Annotated in this window: 14 protein-coding genes; 6 read left to right on the forward strand and 8 right to left on the reverse strand. The window is 39.7% G+C overall.

Annotated features, from left to right (window positions below):
* Window positions 1–10 precede the first annotated feature (10 nt).
* Both SAE01_RS02355 and SAE01_RS02360 read left to right on the forward strand, forming a co-directional pair.
* A complete protein-coding gene (locus SAE01_RS02355; RefSeq protein ID WP_147201914.1) occupies window positions 11–1,114 on the forward strand; it encodes a sensor histidine kinase in 1,104 nt (367 codons plus the stop codon).
* 73 nt (window positions 1,115–1,187) lie between these two features.
* Window positions 1,188–2,297: an AI-2E family transporter gene (locus tag SAE01_RS02360; protein WP_147201915.1), complete on the forward strand. Its 1,110-nt coding sequence runs from the start codon at window positions 1,188–1,190 to the stop codon at window positions 2,295–2,297.
* A 50-nt stretch (window positions 2,298–2,347) separates the two neighbouring features.
* On the opposite strand, the gene SAE01_RS02365 is transcribed toward SAE01_RS02360, so the two are convergent.
* Together SAE01_RS02365 and SAE01_RS02370 are read right to left on the reverse strand one after the other, a co-directional pair.
* Window positions 2,348–2,881, reverse strand: coding sequence for a 2'-5' RNA ligase family protein (locus SAE01_RS02365; protein WP_147201916.1), 534 nt, complete (start codon window positions 2,879–2,881; stop codon window positions 2,348–2,350).
* Between the two features lie 201 nt (window positions 2,882–3,082).
* Window positions 3,083–3,292, reverse strand: coding sequence for a DUF6496 domain-containing protein (locus SAE01_RS02370; RefSeq protein ID WP_147201917.1), 210 nt, complete (start codon window positions 3,290–3,292; stop codon window positions 3,083–3,085).
* Between the two features lie 200 nt (window positions 3,293–3,492).
* On the opposite strand from SAE01_RS02370, the gene SAE01_RS02375 reads away from it, so the two are divergent.
* Window positions 3,493–4,185 (forward strand): ferritin-like domain-containing protein, encoded by a 693-nt coding sequence (locus tag SAE01_RS02375; RefSeq protein WP_147201918.1) that lies wholly within the window; start codon window positions 3,493–3,495, stop codon window positions 4,183–4,185.
* A gap of 12 nt (window positions 4,186–4,197) precedes the next feature.
* Entirely contained in the window at window positions 4,198–5,031 is an 834-nt protein-coding gene (locus tag SAE01_RS02380) for a ferritin-like domain-containing protein (RefSeq protein ID WP_147201919.1), read from the forward strand.
* Between the two features lie 85 nt (window positions 5,032–5,116).
* Here the strand turns inward: SAE01_RS02380 and allE are convergent, their stop codons facing one another.
* Genes allE through allB form a run of 3 tightly spaced genes read right to left on the reverse strand, consistent with a single transcriptional unit; the run spans window position 5,117 to window position 8,449 of the window.
* On the reverse strand, window positions 5,117–5,863 hold the full coding sequence (gene allE / locus SAE01_RS02385; protein ID WP_147201920.1) for a (S)-ureidoglycine aminohydrolase: 747 nt from the start codon (window positions 5,861–5,863) through the stop codon (window positions 5,117–5,119).
* The gene (locus SAE01_RS02390) at window positions 5,864–7,111 is read right to left on the reverse strand and encodes an allantoate amidohydrolase (RefSeq protein WP_147201921.1); all 1,248 of its coding nucleotides are present in this window, start codon (window positions 7,109–7,111) and stop codon (window positions 5,864–5,866) included.
* Window positions 7,112–7,114: 3 nt separating this feature from the next.
* Entirely contained in the window at window positions 7,115–8,449 is a 1,335-nt protein-coding gene (gene allB, locus SAE01_RS02395) for an allantoinase AllB (RefSeq protein ID WP_147201922.1), read from the reverse strand.
* A 95-nt stretch (window positions 8,450–8,544) separates the two neighbouring features.
* Between allB and pucL the strand changes: the two genes are divergently transcribed.
* Window positions 8,545–9,399, forward strand: a complete 855-nt coding sequence (pucL, locus tag SAE01_RS02400; RefSeq protein WP_147201923.1) for a factor-independent urate hydroxylase — start codon at window positions 8,545–8,547, stop codon at window positions 9,397–9,399.
* 3 nt (window positions 9,400–9,402) lie between these two features.
* On the opposite strand, the gene SAE01_RS02405 is transcribed toward pucL, so the two are convergent.
* The 3 genes from SAE01_RS02405 to SAE01_RS02415 all read right to left on the reverse strand — a co-directional run bounded on the left by SAE01_RS02405 (window position 9,403) and on the right by SAE01_RS02415 (window position 14,167).
* Window positions 9,403–10,383, reverse strand: coding sequence for an XdhC family protein (locus SAE01_RS02405; RefSeq protein WP_147201924.1), 981 nt, complete (start codon window positions 10,381–10,383; stop codon window positions 9,403–9,405).
* Window positions 10,349–12,664, reverse strand: a complete 2,316-nt coding sequence (locus SAE01_RS02410) for a xanthine dehydrogenase molybdopterin binding subunit (RefSeq protein ID WP_147201925.1) — start codon at window positions 12,662–12,664, stop codon at window positions 10,349–10,351. Before SAE01_RS02410 ends, SAE01_RS02405 begins: the two co-directional genes overlap by 35 nt.
* Window positions 12,665–12,742: 78 nt before the next feature.
* The gene (locus SAE01_RS02415; protein WP_147201926.1) at window positions 12,743–14,167 is read right to left on the reverse strand and encodes an FAD binding domain-containing protein; all 1,425 of its coding nucleotides are present in this window, start codon (window positions 14,165–14,167) and stop codon (window positions 12,743–12,745) included.
* A 176-nt stretch (window positions 14,168–14,343) separates the two neighbouring features.
* On the opposite strand from SAE01_RS02415, the gene SAE01_RS02420 reads away from it, so the two are divergent.
* A complete protein-coding gene (locus tag SAE01_RS02420; protein WP_147201927.1) occupies window positions 14,344–15,321 on the forward strand; it encodes a DUF72 domain-containing protein in 978 nt (325 codons plus the stop codon).
* The last annotated feature ends 36 nt before the right edge of the window (window positions 15,322–15,357 follow it).

Consider the following 15,357-nt stretch of genomic DNA (forward strand, 5'->3'; position numbering starts at 1 on the left):
CAACTGATACATGAGTTCAAACCTTACAAGAGAATTTAGAGTTCTTTTAGTTGATGACCGACCGGAAAACCTCGTATTGTTGCAGGAGATACTCGAGAAAGACAATAGAACATTCATCACCGCATCATCCGGAAATGATGCTCTTAAAACTGTTTGGAAAGATCCTTCTATAGGCCTTATCATGCTGGATGTGCAGATGCCTGAAATGGATGGATTTGAAGTGGCCAGGATGTTGAAGTCAAACGCAAAAACCAGGGACATTGCTATCATTTTTGTAACTGCCATTAACAAAGATGAGCAATATGTAATGCAAGGCTTTAGTGAAGGTGCAGTTGATTACTTGCAAAAGCCGCTTGATATTAATGTCACGAAAGCAAAAGTGAACGTTTTTGAGAAGCTATATTTTTATCAGCAGGAGTTAAAAGAGTCTTTGGCAGAGATAGAGAAAGTAAACCGGCAGCTCGAGAAGTTCGTGTACATGGTTTCGCATGATCTAAAATCTCCGTTAGCTTCCATTATCACTATGATGTCTTCTTTAAAGGGAAATTCAACAATAGAAAGTGATCCCCTGACTTCTCAAAAGATAGACTTGGTTTACATGGCTTCAAACCATCTTTCTGACATGATCAGTGCCATTCTCGAATATTCAAAGCAGAGTTATACACAGCAGACCATTGAAGAAGTGGATGTTTCTGAATTAGTTAACCAGACGGCATTCTTACTTTTTCCGCCGCCGCATATAAAGATTAAGGTCGCTGAGAACCTACCGGTTATTCTTACGAGAAAAATTAAACTACAGCAGGTTTTTCAAAATCTACTCAGCAATGCAATCAAGTATAATGATAAGCCTGAAGGCTTCATAGAAGTGGATGCAGTTGAAAAAGAAGAGTTTTATATTTTTTCTATAAGGGATAACGGGCCTGGTATGGCAAGGGATGATTCTGACAGAATTTTTAAATTGTTTGAAACAGGAACAAACGCCTCAAATAAAGATAGCAGCACTGGAGTGGGACTCAATATTTTGAAAGTTTTAGTAGAGGAACAGGGTGGTAAGATTTGGGTAGAGTCAGTTAAGGGAGAAGGCAGTACTTTTTATTTCGAATGGCGGAAATAGCTAACTCGTTCGCTCTTGATAAACGGGCTGGCATACTTTAAGTAGCACCATAAGTATAACTCAAACTAAAGAAATGCAAGAAAAACAATACCCATTTTTTATTAAAAGCACGGTAGTTCTTTTTGGACTTATCCTGCTTACTTATTCATTAATTAACCTAAGAGATATACTTGTACCGGTCGCTTTCTCAGTCATCATCGCCATTCTGCTTAACCCTTTGGTAAACAAGTTTAAGGGCTACAAGATTTCTCATGTGTTTTCTATTATTATAGCGATGTTGATTGCAATAGTTATTATTGCTGCAATACTTTACTTTCTCTCTTCTCAGATAGCAGGTTTCGGTGAAAACATTCCGCTTTTAAAAACAAAGTTTGCTGCTTTGAGCCACCAGTTACAGGAGTATGTGCAAGCAAAATTTGGAATTGCTATTGGCAAGCAGGTGCAATTATTAAATGATGCGCTTAACAGCAGTAAAGCCATGGTGGGGCAGACGGTGGGGACTGCATTGGGAACGCTTGCAGTCATTTTCTTACTTCCGGTATATACTTTCCTGTTGCTTTTTTACAAGGCACTGATACTAAATTTTCTTTATGAAGTCTTTGCTGAAGAGAATACAAAGCAAGTAGGCGACATCTTGAGCCAGACAAAAACAGCGATACAGAGTTATATGGTAGGGCTGCTATTAGAAGCGCTTATAGTGGCAGTTTTAAATTCAACAGCTTTGATGATTTTAGGAATAGATTATGCGATTCTGTTAGGAGTTCTCGGCGCGATACTAAACATGATCCCTTATTTGGGAGGTATTATCGCTATTGCTTTGCCGGTCTTGATGGCAACCGTTACGAAAGACGGGTTCTCGTCACAGCTTGGAATTATAATTGCCTATGCCATCATTCAGTTTATAGACAACAACATATTGGTACCACGGATCGTATCGTCTAAAGTGCAGATCAACGCGTTGTTTTCAATAATAGTGGTATTGTTGGGAGGAGCTTTATGGGGAGTGCCAGGTATGTTTCTTTCAATCCCTGCGGTAGCTATTGTAAAAATTATCTTTGATAGAATTGATGATTTGAAACCATGGGGAAAATTGCTCGGAGATGAAGTACCTACCCGCCACAAAGGACAAATTTGGATACGTCGTAGAAAGAAGCCGTCAGTTGCAGAAAAGATTGTTGAATAACATCTAACACTTTTAATGATTTTGGGAGAGAAAACACAAATCAGCGATATCTAAACATCGCCTTTAAAATATACATCCTTCATTTTTTCGTAACGTCCCTGGCCGGAGCGTTTGAAGTATATTCTTAAGAACGTAGCTTCAAACGCTACAGGCTCTTTAGTAAGATACTCGTCAGCAAGTATTTTCATGGCTGCAAAGTCTTGTCTTGTAAATCCGCACCAACCGCGTCCTAGTGTTAGATGAGGATGGAACGACTGGTTTTGCTGTTGCCTGTTGTCGGCTTGTTCATAAGGTTGTATGGCCGGAATGAGTGCGCTATGTAATGTTGTAAGAGGTGCCGATTGTACACTGATAAATAAAACACGAGTACCGAAGTTCCCAGTTCCAGGCAAAGAGATAGGGAAGGGTTGAAAGGAATTGCAGGTGTTTTCAATTGCATCCAGCCATGCTGTTTCGTTCAATACTGTTACCGGCGGCTGCAAGGTGATGTGTGGCTCCAGCCTGTTATCTCCAAACTGCTTCTGAATATTTACAACAGTTTCACAAATATCATCGGGAGGAACAAGTCCAATAAAATGTTTCATAGCGCTTTATGAATTTTCGAAAAAATCAGTTGAAATACTTGAAAGCGTTGTTAGAGGGAGTATCTTTTTTAATGTCGATGAAAGAAAAACTAGTTGCAGTGAGTGACAACGATGCCGAATAAAGAAGTAATGCGCGCATAAAAAAAGTAATTATACACTTCTTTCATCTACAATAATAATTGCCGTTCGAGGCTGGCAACTTTATTTCTTTGCCTTCTTTGCGGCTGCTTTTTTTGCAGGCGCTTTCTTAGGTACCTTATCGCCTTCTTGCCTTGCTTCAGACAATCCAATCGCTATAGCTTGTTTGCGACTCGTGACCTTTTTTCCTGTTCCTGTCTTGAGCTTTCCTTCTTTCATTTCATGCATCACTTCCTCCACTTTTTCGCCTGCTTCCTTAGAATACTTTGCCATGGTATTGAGGTTATTTAGGTTAAAATTTAAAATGATTAAAAAAATATACCAGCGGAAGAAAGCCTGCTTTTTCAAAAACGAACCTTAAAGAAATCTAAAAAAACTTTATAAAGATTAAAACTAGCATAAATCATTTCTCGTAGGTTGAAGAGGAAGGCAGATAACCTTTTGAAAAAACATTTAATAATAAAAACACCGTTATGACAAAGAACACGGCTTTATTTGAAAACAAAATAGTAGCGGACCGCGACTCTGGTTTTGCTAATATGTCGAGAAGGAAATTCTTAAACTACGCAGGAGCGTCTACCGGGTTAGTATTACTTGCAGCATGCAGCAAAAATGATAACAACGGAGTAGATCTTGGCAGTGGCGATACCGGTATTTTAAACTATGCTTATGCATTAGAGCAACTGGAAGCAGCCTTCTACATCCAGGTAGCAAAGACATTTTATACCGGCATCACTGAAGACGAAAAAGCTTTGTTGACCGACATTCGCGATCATGAAGTAGCTCACCGCGAATTTTTCAAAGCAGCCCTTGGTGGTAGTGCAATACAAGCGCTTGAAGTTGATTTTAGTTCAATAAATTTTGCTGACCGTACGAGTGTTTTAGGAACTGCTAAGGCTTTTGAAGATTTAGGAGTCTCGGCTTATAACGGCGCCGGTCCTTTATTTCAATCTGCTGCATTCCTAACATTGGCTGGAAAGATCGTTTCTGTAGAAGCGCGCCATGCAGCCTTAATACGCGACCGTATTTCTAATGGTTCATTTGTAGCCGCCGATGTAGTGGATATGACAACAGGTCTTGAAAAGTCAAGAACGCCTGCACAAGTATTAAGCATTGCCGGAACATACATAAAAACTCAAATCAACGCAAGTAATTTACCTTCTTAAAATTGTACAATTATGAACTTACAAAATATAATAAAAGAAATAGAAACTGTAGATCCGGAGTTTCACGAAAGAGTTAGCCCGCGTCGCGAGGCGATTAAAAGCCTGACAGGATTTGGTAAAAAGATAGCCCTCGGAGCCTTGCCTCTTGCAATGGGAAGTTTATTTACAAAGGCTTATGGTCAAACACAACCAACTGCTATCAACGATATTTTAAACTTTGCACTAACACTCGAATATCTTGAAGCTGAGTTTTATACCAGGGGTGTAACTGCTCACGGAACCTTACTTGCAGGAACTCCTGCAATTGGTGCACTAACTACCATCCGCAATGATGAAACTAACCACGTTACGTTTTTAAAATCTGTGTTGGGTGCTGCGGCCGTTGCTAAACCTAATTTTGACTTTACTGCAAAGGGTACTTTCCCGGATCCATTTCTTCCAACAAACTATGCAGTGTTTTTAGCACTTGCGCAAGCTTTTGAAGATACTGGTGTACGTGCTTACAAAGGGCAGGCTCCTTTTCTTATGAGTAATAAAACTGTATTGGGTGCCGCGCTTAACATACACTCAGTAGAAGCAAGACATGCATCACATATCAGGCAGATGCGTAAAGCTAATGGCGATACTACACTGAAGCCCTGGATTACAGGAAACAGTCGTGGATCAATTCCTGCAGCAGCGCAAGCTGTGTATAATGGAGAAGAGTTAGAAACACAAGCAAATGTGAAGATTTCAGGAATGGTTGTAGACGGCATAACCATATCAACCGCAGCCGCAACGGAAGCATTTGATGAGCCGTTGAGCTATACTGATGCGCTTAATATCGCGAAGCTGTTTTTGGCATAAATGAATTTATAGTAACAGTAGTTTTATAGGGTAATCGGTAAAAAAGAGGCTTACTTTCAAGTACAGCCTCTTTTTGATTCGGGTACTATATGGTAGTTGGAAAGCGGTTTACATTCTTATAGTAAATATAAACGGCCGGTTCTTTTCCCATTGCTGTAAACCACTGCTGGCAATAGGGCGCCATCCAGATAGAATCTCCTTTTTTGATTGGGTACCATTGATGATCCAGCATGTACACTCCCTGGCCTTGCAAGTACATAAGACCATGCTCCATAATATGCGTTTCTACCATAGGAAGATGGCCACCGGAGTCGTAAGTAAAAATATTGACAGCCATATCAAAAGAAAGATCGGCAGGAAGCAATACCTGCAACCTCAGTGCGGGATCGCCTAAATAGCTTGGACCTTCTACCGTAGCGGCATCGCCAAAAAGGACCGCAGGAATATCATAGTCATCAAGCTTTTCATACACTTTATGAAATGTAAGAATTTGGGTACCTTGTTCGGGCTCGTCAAACAGGTAACTTGTGTTTATTGGAACGTACACAAAGTGCCCTTGTGTTAATGCTTTTTCTTCACCATTAACTGTTGCTGTACATTGACCTTTTACTATGTAAAAAAATATCTGCGAGGCTTTTGTAGCGCCTTTAAGTTTGCCGTCTTTATTTAACGTGATTAGTGTCTGGCAAAGACGAGCGCCCATCTGCTCATTAATAATAACGTTCACTGTACAATCCGTCCATCCCGGAACGTTGCTGTTGATATACCCATCGGGACTTATCACCGCATGATTACTTTTTACAACTGATCTTGTCAGCGCAGATATTTCCATTTATTGATTGTACTTTTTAATTAGGTTTTGAATAAAGTTATCAGATATTTTCACAGTCGCTTCGATATCTTTTAATTCAACATCTTCAAGAGGATTATGGCTGATACCCTTAAAGCACCTGACAAATAACATAGCAACAGGAGCAATTGCAGAAATAGGTACAGCGTCATGACCAGCTCCACTAACGAGTGCAATGGTTTGAATGTTTTCTTGTGCAATTGCCTGAGATAGTAAATCAACCAGGTTACTATCACAAGTAACTGGAGCAGTCTTTTGTATAAGATCCCACTCTGACCTTATGTTGCGTTCCTCACTGATTTTCTTACATAAGTTTTGTAAATGTTTGCTTGACTTGTTAAGAATATTTTCATCAGCACTTCTTACGTCAAGACTACAAATCACTTCACCGGGAATAACGTTGCTTGCAGCGTTTATGATGTTCAGCTTTCCAACAGTTGCTACAATGTTTTCTTTGTTTTCGAGTGCATATTTTTCTGTTTCGATAATAAATTCGGCCGCACAACACAAGGCGTCGTTTCGCATATTCATCGGCACTGTGCCAGCGTGACCCGCCAACCCTTTAAAAGTTATTTCTATCCTTTGTTGTCCGGCAATGGAAGTAACGACAGCCGTTGAAATGTTTTTTTCATAAAGGACAGGTCCTTGCTCTATGTGTATTTCGAAATAACCCAGACAGTCTTCACTTTTAATAGCATCTTTTTCAAGATTGCAAATATCCCCGTCCATTGTTGCAATTGCTTCCCTCAGCGTTATTGCTGAAGGGTCTTTCTTCTCTAAAAGATCAACATCAAACGAACCGGCCACCACTTTGCTTCCTAAATATGTGGTGTGAAAGCGAACGCCTTCTTCATCACTGAATGCTATCAATTCTAAATCAAATGGCAGGATTGTTTTTGTTTTAATTAATTGTTCTATTAGGTCAAGACCCATAGTAACACCTAAAGGGCCGTCCCATTTTCCAGCGTTGACAACGGTATCAATGTGAGAAGCAATAACAAATGTTTTTGCATCTGCTTGATTGCATAATAGCTTTCCTCTCACATTTCCTATGCTGTCTATTTTTGTTGCAAGACCGGCTTCCTTCATCCAAAACTCAACTTTGTTTCTGCCTTCTATAAAAGCCTTTGTGCCAAATGTTCTTGTTATACCGTTTTGATCTTCACTGATGGCTGCCAGTTCATCTATCCTCGCGACAATCCTCTGAGCTCGTTCTAAGTATGCTTCCATCAGTTATCTTGTTATGATTGTACCTTGATTTAGTCCAATGAATTTTCCTTTGTCAAAAACCTTTTTTCCTGCCAAATATGTCTGCTCGACAACCCCGTATAATTCCTCATTTAAGTAAGGAGTCATTTTATGTTTATGTTGAATAATTTCTTCCATCACAACAAACTTTTGCTCAGCGTCCCAAACCACAAGGTCCGCATCGAATCCCTTAGCAATTTTTCCTTTCGTTGCCTGTTTGCCAATGAGCACCGATGGTTTTTCACACAGCCATTTTGCGATGTCGCTTATTAGTGCTGACCTTTCTTTTGCTACACTCCACAATACAGGTAATGCAAATTGAAGCGATGCTATCCCGCCCCATGCTTTCATAAAGTCACCTGTTATTAATTGCTTCATTTCCGGTGGAGCAGGGGAGTGGTCTGTTGCTACGAAGTCAATCACACCATCTTTCAAAGCCTGCCATAATAAGTCATTGTTTTCTTTTTCTCTTATAGGGGGCGCGCATTTAAATTGCGTCTCTCCGTCGTGGATTTGTTCTGCAGAAAAGTATAAATAATGCTGCCCTGTTTCAACTGTTAACGGTAAGCCTCTTTCTTTTGCTTTTTTTATTTGTTCTACAGAATTGGATGACGATAAATGAACGATATGTGTGCGGCAACCGAATTCTTCACAGAGCCGTATCATCAATACGATGGCGTCATCTTCCCATTTCTTTGGTCGCGAAGAAAGATAATTTTTGTACGAGCGAGGATGGACATTCTCAAACTGTTCAGCGCTAGTTAACTCGCAATGTACTAACAGGGGTAATTTGTATTTAGCAATTATCGGCATTGCTTTCGTTAAATCATCTTCTGTCACATTTGGAAAATCATCAATGCCCGAATGTGTAAGAAAAGCTTTAAACCCCAGCACACCTTTTTCAATCAATCCTTCAATTTCCCCATCATTTCCCGGGACGATACCGCCCCAAAAGCCAACGTTGGTATGCAGGTTTTTATTTGCCGCGGTTAGTTTTTCTTCAAAAGCTTTTACCGTTGTGGTGACAGGTGAGGAGTTTAGTGGCATGTCAACCAGTGTTGTTAATCCACCCGCGATGGCTGCTTTTGTGGCTGTTTCAAATCCTTCCCAGTCTGTTCTTCCTGGTTCGTTAATGTGCACGTGTGGATCAATCAAACCCGCCATCAGTATTTTATTTCCAACGTCAACGAAATCTGAGTTTGTATGATTTGGCAGCTTCGTTACGACGTCTTCTATCACTCCATTTTTAATTAAAACAAATGCTTCCTTAACTCCATCTTCATAAACCACATTTTTACTTTTGATAACTAAGTCGTACATGTTATTGCGACGCATTTTTATTAATGGCGATGCAAATAAAAGTAGAATTATATTTCTAAATTGGGCTGTTTTAGTGAGAACCAAACTAACTGATTATGAAATACAAACTGGTGCAAGATGCTTATGGGAAGAATGCAATTAACCTGTCAAAAGTAACGAGGCACGAGGCATATCACGAGTTCAGGCAGATTTCAGTAAATGTATCGTTGCAGGGAGATTTTGAAACAGTGTATACGCAGGGAAATAACAGGAAAATACTTCCTACTGATACTCAGAAAAATACCGTGTATGCTTTAGCTAAAGATCACTTTGTTTCATCTATAGAAGACTTTGCAATACATCTCGCCAATCATTTCTTTTCTAATAATCCGCAAGTCTCACAGACCACTATTGAAATTACAGAGCATTTATATAGCCGTATGTCCTTCGACGGATCAGAACATCCGCATACATATCAAAGTAAGGGAAATGAAAAGCATGTTACGACAGTTGTACAAGACGCACATAAAACAAGTGTGACGTCAGGCATTAAAGGTTTACTGATATTGAAAACAACAAATTCAGCTTTTACAGATTATATAAAGGACCGGTATACGACACTGAAAGAAACAACAGACAGAATTTTTGCAACAGAGTGTGAAGCGACATGGGTATACAATTCTTATAAATTAAATTTTGCAGAATTATTTGAAAAGGTTCGAAACGCTTGTTTAAGAACCTTTGCTTTTCACAACAGCTTATCTGTTCAGCAGACATTATATGCAATGGGTGAGGCCGTCTTAGAAGAAAACCCTGAAATAAAAGAGATTAGCCTGATTATGCCAAACAAGCATCATATACCTTTTAACCTCCAGCAATTTGGTATGGAAAATGATAATGAAATTTTTATTGCAACTGATGAACCATTTGGATATATAACAGGAACGATTACAAGAGAGGAAGAAAATTGACAGTCACTTTAAAACTTCATTTTTGACTTGTATAATTTGCGCCGCAATACTAATCGCAATCTCTTCAGGTGTTTGGCTGTTGATAGGTAGACCAACTGGAGCGTAAATCTTTTTCAATAATTCTTCATTGATACCCTCTTTCCTATAATCCGAAAACATTTTTTCAATCTTTTTTTTGCTGCCAAGTAAACCAAAGAACTTAAAGTTTTTATCCATTAGCGACCTCACAACAATGTCATCAGTTCTGTACCCAACTGTCATCACTACAACGTAGCTACCTTCTCCTGGTGGAATGAATGTTTTTAATTCAGGATAGCTGTTGACGACAGTTTTTTGATGAGCATAACTATTGTCTAAAAAGGTTTTCAAATTCTCTCTGTCGTCATATAAATGAATATAAAAGTCCATCTCCGCCATAATCTTTGATAGGGCCAATGCGCAATGACCGGAGCCGACTACGTGGAGATTGTTTTTGAAACCGATTTGTTCCTCGTATATCCAGTCTTCTAATAACTCACTTTGAACGACAAAAAAACTTCCCACATCATCAGGAACTTCGTGAGAAAAATTGATTCCATTTTGTGATAGTTTAAGAGTTCCGGGCTTATTATTTTGTAAACAGCTTATTATTTGATTGATTGCTTCATAATCCTCTTCCTTTATCCTGTACAATAGGTTGCTTTGTTCGCCGGAGCAAATCATTCCACTTTGAAATAATAGTGATGCTTTATCATGTATTTGCTTAAAGATTTTGTTATAGTATTCATCAGCTTTCAGCTTCTCCTTAGCCATCTCAACAAATTTATGCTCCATTATTCCTCCTCCAATAGACCCCTGTAGTTCACCTCTTGCATTTACTGCCATAAAAAAACCCGCCCTGCCCGGGCTGCTGCCAAAACTCTCAAGAACATACAATAACATTACGGGAACGCCTTCGCCCAGGCTTCGACTAATTAATTGCCACACTTGTAACTGCTTCTTCATCTTTTCGCTTGATCTCCTTTGATAATGGCTGGGGATTTGAATACAAGGCTAATAAAGTTTTTTCAGGGGTCATTGGGGCGTTAAAAGGAATATGGGCTAAAGGATTAAAAGCTTTGATTGCATTTCGCAAAGCAAAGTAGGTGCCGATGCCATACATAAAAGGGGGTTCACCAACAGCCTTCGAACGAAAGATGGCAAGATTATCTTTATCACTTTGAAGGAAATCGATAGAGATTTCTTTAGGAGCAGAATAAATATCAGGGACCTTATAAGTGGATAAAGCGTTTGATCTTAACTTACCTTCTTTGTCGTAAATGATTTCCTCCATTGTCATCCACCCAATGCCTTGTACTATGCCACCTTCGATTTGCCCAATATCAATTGCAGGATTCATGCTGGTACCAAAATCATGTACAACCTTCACAGCGTCAATTTCATAAATACCGCGGAGGCAATCAACAGTTACCACAGTTACTGCAGTGCCATATACATGATAGCTGAATGCATGACCTTTTTCTTTCGCTTTATCAAAATAAATTTCCGGCGTCGCATAGTTTGCATGTTCCGATATTCCAACCCTTTTAAGGTGTGCCGTATTAACCAGCTTTTTCCAATCTAAATCTGATTGTACATTATTTACAAAAACGTATTCATCCTTTAGTTCAATCAAATTTTCGTCAACACCTAATTCTTCTGCAGCCACCTTTTTAAGTCGTTCCAGGATTCGGGTACAAGCTAAATAAGTGGCTTTACCATTCAAATCAGCCGTAGCACTTGCAGCTGACGGAGAGGTATTTGCGATGCGTGAGGTGCTGGTAGTTTGTACTTTCACTCTATCTGGATGTATCGAAAAAACTATTGCAGCTACCTGCAATATTTTTGTGTTCACGCCTTGCCCCATCTCAACTGCTCCCGTGCTTACACTAACGCTGCCATCAAAGTATACGTGAACCAGCGACCTTGCCTGGTTCATGGCAGTATTGGTAAAAGAGATGCCAAAACAGACTGGCATTAGCGCAAGGCCTTTTTTATAAATTTGATTTTTACTATTAAAATCCTTTATTCCTTCTCTTATCGAATTGACTTCGTAAAGTTGTTCCGCCTTCTTCCAACATTCTGCAGCTTCACTTACTGCCTTTTGACCAAATGGAAATTCGTCGCCTGTTTTAATCAAATTCTTCTTTTGAATAACAGCTGAATCTATACCGAGAGTATCAGCAGCTTTTGCGATTGCTGACTCTATTACAAACATCGATTGCGGTCCACCGAAGCCGCGGAATGCAGTGTTGGGTGGCAAGTGGGTACGACAACTATAAGCAGTTGCTTTTACGTTTGGAATGAAATAGGAATTGGTGCAGTGCAGTAACGTTCGCTCCATTATAGCCGGAGATAAATCGGCAGCCGCGCCTGCGTTCTGATAAAAGGTAGCCTCGTAAGCGACCATCTTCAGGTCCTTATCAAAACCGATTTTGTAGTCAGAAGAATATGGATGGCGTTTGCCTGTCATAGCCATGTCTTCCATTCTGTGCAGCGAATATTTTACGGGCTTTCTCAAGCGGTGTGCTGCAAGTGCGCACAATGCCGCCCATGTATTTGCCTGGTCTTCTTTACCACCAAACCCACCGCCCAATCGCGTTACCTCTACTTCAACCAAGTGCATTGGTAAACCTGTAACTCTGCATGATGCCCTTTGCACCGCTGTTGGTCCTTGAGTTGACGAGTAGACTTTCAGCGCACCATTTTCCTGAGGTATAACATACGCTCCCTGTGTTTCTATGTATAGATGTTCCTGGCCGTTTGTTTCAGCAATTCCTTCAAAAATATATTCACACGCTTGCCATGCAGTATCAACATTTCCCAATGAAAAAGTTCTTGGCGGCACAATTAATTCGCCTCTTGCCTTTGCCTCTCTCGGATCTGTAATTACAGGTAGCGGTTCAATATCTATTGTGATCGTCTTCACTGCTGCCCGCGCTGCGTCATCTGATTGTGCCACGACAAAAGCGACAGGCATGCCGCAAAAGTCAACTTCATGTTCTGCAAGAAGAGGCTCATCCGGAATAATTCCACCAATTTGGTTTTCGCCTGTTACATCTTTCGCAGTAAAAACTTTAATGACGCCTGGCATCTGTTCTGCAACACTTATGTTCAAACTTCTGATAATGCCGTGAGCAATTGGAGACCCGAAAGCAGCACCAAACAGCGTTCCCTGTAGTAGTGGAATATCATCTAAATAAATAGATTTACCTCTTGTATGTGTTTTTGAATCTATGTTCTTCATGTTTTATTTTTAGTACCGGCCTCGCTATTTCAACCTGTCTTTTCTTGCGTCCACTCTTGTACAGGTTATTCTTTTTCATCAAGAGCTATGTGACAAGAGCAACTTCTTTACTTGTAGGTGTGGGAACAAGGCTATAAAATGCGCTTTGATTAATTGACCTAATAATAAACGTTTGTACCCAGAAGTTCCTCTTGCATCACTAATTGGGGAGATTTCTGATTGAGCAATATCTATTGCATCATTGATAACCTCTTCAGTTACTGCTCTACCTCTTAAAAATTCAGATGTTTGTTCCAAAAGCTTTGGTATTGGTCCAACACCACCTGCCGAGAGATGTGCTTCCGTTATTGTCCCATCAACTACCGTTAATTGAATAGCTGTATTTACACTTGCAATATCTAAATGCGTTCGTTTGCTTACTTTTTCGAAGTTGAAAAAAGTGTTTTTTCCTGGCAATTCAAACCAGATTTGTTCAATGAATTCTTCTGGTCTTTTGTCGAGCGTTTTATATCCTTTGTATAATTTATGCAATGGTAATTCTCTCGTTTTATTTCCATCACTTAATACCAATGTCGCATTCAAGGCTAAAAAGAAAATGGTAAAATCACCGATGGGCGAAGCATTGATAAAATTACCGGCAATGGTTGCCATGTTGCGAATAGGCGTTGACGAAATCAGCTTTACCTGCTTATTGAAATTTGGAAAATACTGTCGCATAACCTCTGAACCTTGCAAATCAGTTACAGTTGCAGAGGGACCTACGAAACATTTATTGCCTGTTTTCCTAATACCCTTTAAAACATCTTTATTGTACAAAAAACGAACGTTTGCTTCTTTCAGCTCTTCTGGCTTTTGAACATACAGATCTGTTCCACCACCTGCAAATTGTGCGGTTGAAGCTGGTTGATTTAATTCACCATTCAACGCTAGCGATAACTTTTGCAATCGCTCTTTTATGCTTGCAAAATAACCGGGTAGTATGTTGTTAGCTGTCACAAATTCTACAGCCTCTTGGTTACCTTTTTGTTGCATTAATTCAGTAATCTTTCCTGCTGCACGTTCAATTGATTTGTAGCCGGTACAACGGCAGATGTTTCCATCGATGGCAGCAACAGCGTTCTGTTGGTTCGCATCTTGATCGCTTAAACAAAATCCGGCTAATGACATTACAAACCCTGGCGTACAAAATCCACATTGGGTGGCTGAAGCATCTGCCATGCACTGCTGAATAGGATTAAGATCATCCATATTGATACCTTCAACAGTAACAACATGTTTCCCATGAATATTGCCTAAAGGCGTAAGGCACGAAGTAAAAGAACGATACTGCAATTCGCCATTTTCCAAATCTCCAACCAACACAGTACACGCGCCGCAATCGCCTTCACGGCAGCCTATTTTTGTGCCCATTAAGTGCTGGTTATACCTGATGAAATCAAGGAGCAAACTGCCCGCAGGTCTGTCGGTATTAATCTCGTTGTTATTAAGGATAAAGTTTATCAAATGCTTTCTATTGCTTATTTTAAAATTAGCATAACTAAGTCAATAAAACGTCAGTCGATTGTTAAGGGGAGATTATTTAAAACCGTCGGTAGGAGTCTACTATTTGCAACAAGCTGGTAATGATTTTTGTAATCTTACAATCTCCAGCTGTTGTTTAACTTGCACAAAATGATTTTATGGATTTTGGGAAAATTTCTTTAGAAACATTAAAAGCTGCGGACCTTTCACTGCCGGCAGATCGGGGCTGGAATAAAAATGTTCTGAGTGGTGAAAAAGTAGACGAACCTAAGATTTACGTGGGGTGTGCAAAGTGGGGGCGAACCGAATGGGTAGATAAAATTTATCCTGAAGGGACTAAGGAAGCAAAGTTTCTTGATCATTATGTAGAGCATTATAATAGTATTGAACTGAACGCCACTCATTATAAAACGTATCCGCCTTCATCTATACAAAAGTGGGCAGACAAGGCAGATGGAAAGGACTTTATTTTTTGTCCAAAAGTTCCGCAGACAATTAGCCACTATAGTTCGTTTGTAGATATTGAGGATAAAACAAACGCTTTCCTTGAAGGCATCTATGCCTTTGGTAAACATTTAGGTCCCATCTTTCTACAGGTTAGCGATCGTTTTACTCCTAAAAGAAAAGATGCTTTATTGAAATATCTTGAAAGCCTTCCCAAAGATCTGCAGTTCTTTTTGGAGGTTAGAAATCCTGATTGGTTTAGCAGCAAAGCAGAAACTGAGTCCTTGCTCTCCATACTTAAGCAGTTGAACGTCGGATATATTATAACTGATACTGCGGGCCGACGTGATTGTGTTCATATGTATTTAAGTGTTCCAAAAGCATTTGTTCGTTTTGTTGGAAACAGTCTTGATCCAACCGATTATGCCCGTATTGATGATTGGGTTGAACGGATAAAATATTGGTTGGATAACGGATTGAAGGAGTTATACTTTTTCATGCATATGCACGATGAGACCTACTCACCTGAGTTGTCTTCCTACCTGGTACAAAAGCTAAATACTCATTGTGGGTTATCGTTAAAGGAACCATTGTTTATTTCGGAATTGGCAACAGATAGAATAAAAAAAGAGCCGGTAGTTGGTTCTAAAACCGGGAAAGAAAAAAAAGATGGCCAGGAGGAGCTTTTCTAGTTTGAACATCTACAAAAAGGCTGCTTAGAGTGATAC

The sequence above is a fragment of the Segetibacter aerophilus genome (assembly GCF_007991655.1).
GTDB lineage: Bacteria > Bacteroidota > Bacteroidia > Chitinophagales > Chitinophagaceae > Segetibacter > Segetibacter aerophilus.

Coding starts and splice junctions, on each gene's coding strand:
- SAE01_RS02355 (WP_147201914.1), top strand. CDS start 11: ATGAGTTCAAACCTTACAAGAGAATTTAGAGTTCTTTTAGTTGATGAC.
- SAE01_RS02360 (WP_147201915.1), top strand. CDS start 1,188: ATGCAAGAAAAACAATACCCATTTTTTATTAAAAGCACGGTAGTTCTT.
- SAE01_RS02365 (WP_147201916.1), bottom strand. CDS start 2,881: ATGAAACATTTTATTGGACTTGTTCCTCCCGATGATATTTGTGAAACT.
- SAE01_RS02370 (WP_147201917.1), bottom strand. CDS start 3,292: ATGGCAAAGTATTCTAAGGAAGCAGGCGAAAAAGTGGAGGAAGTGATG.
- SAE01_RS02375 (WP_147201918.1), top strand. CDS start 3,493: ATGACAAAGAACACGGCTTTATTTGAAAACAAAATAGTAGCGGACCGC.
- SAE01_RS02380 (WP_147201919.1), top strand. CDS start 4,198: ATGAACTTACAAAATATAATAAAAGAAATAGAAACTGTAGATCCGGAG.
- allE (WP_147201920.1), bottom strand. CDS start 5,863: ATGGAAATATCTGCGCTGACAAGATCAGTTGTAAAAAGTAATCATGCG.
- SAE01_RS02390 (WP_147201921.1), bottom strand. CDS start 7,111: ATGGAAGCATACTTAGAACGAGCTCAGAGGATTGTCGCGAGGATAGAT.
- allB (WP_147201922.1), bottom strand. CDS start 8,449: ATGTACGACTTAGTTATCAAAAGTAAAAATGTGGTTTATGAAGATGGA.
- pucL (WP_147201923.1), top strand. CDS start 8,545: ATGAAATACAAACTGGTGCAAGATGCTTATGGGAAGAATGCAATTAAC.
- SAE01_RS02405 (WP_147201924.1), bottom strand. CDS start 10,383: ATGAAGAAGCAGTTACAAGTGTGGCAATTAATTAGTCGAAGCCTGGGC.
- SAE01_RS02410 (WP_147201925.1), bottom strand. CDS start 12,664: ATGAAGAACATAGATTCAAAAACACATACAAGAGGTAAATCTATTTAT.
- SAE01_RS02420 (WP_147201927.1), top strand. CDS start 14,344: ATGGATTTTGGGAAAATTTCTTTAGAAACATTAAAAGCTGCGGACCTT.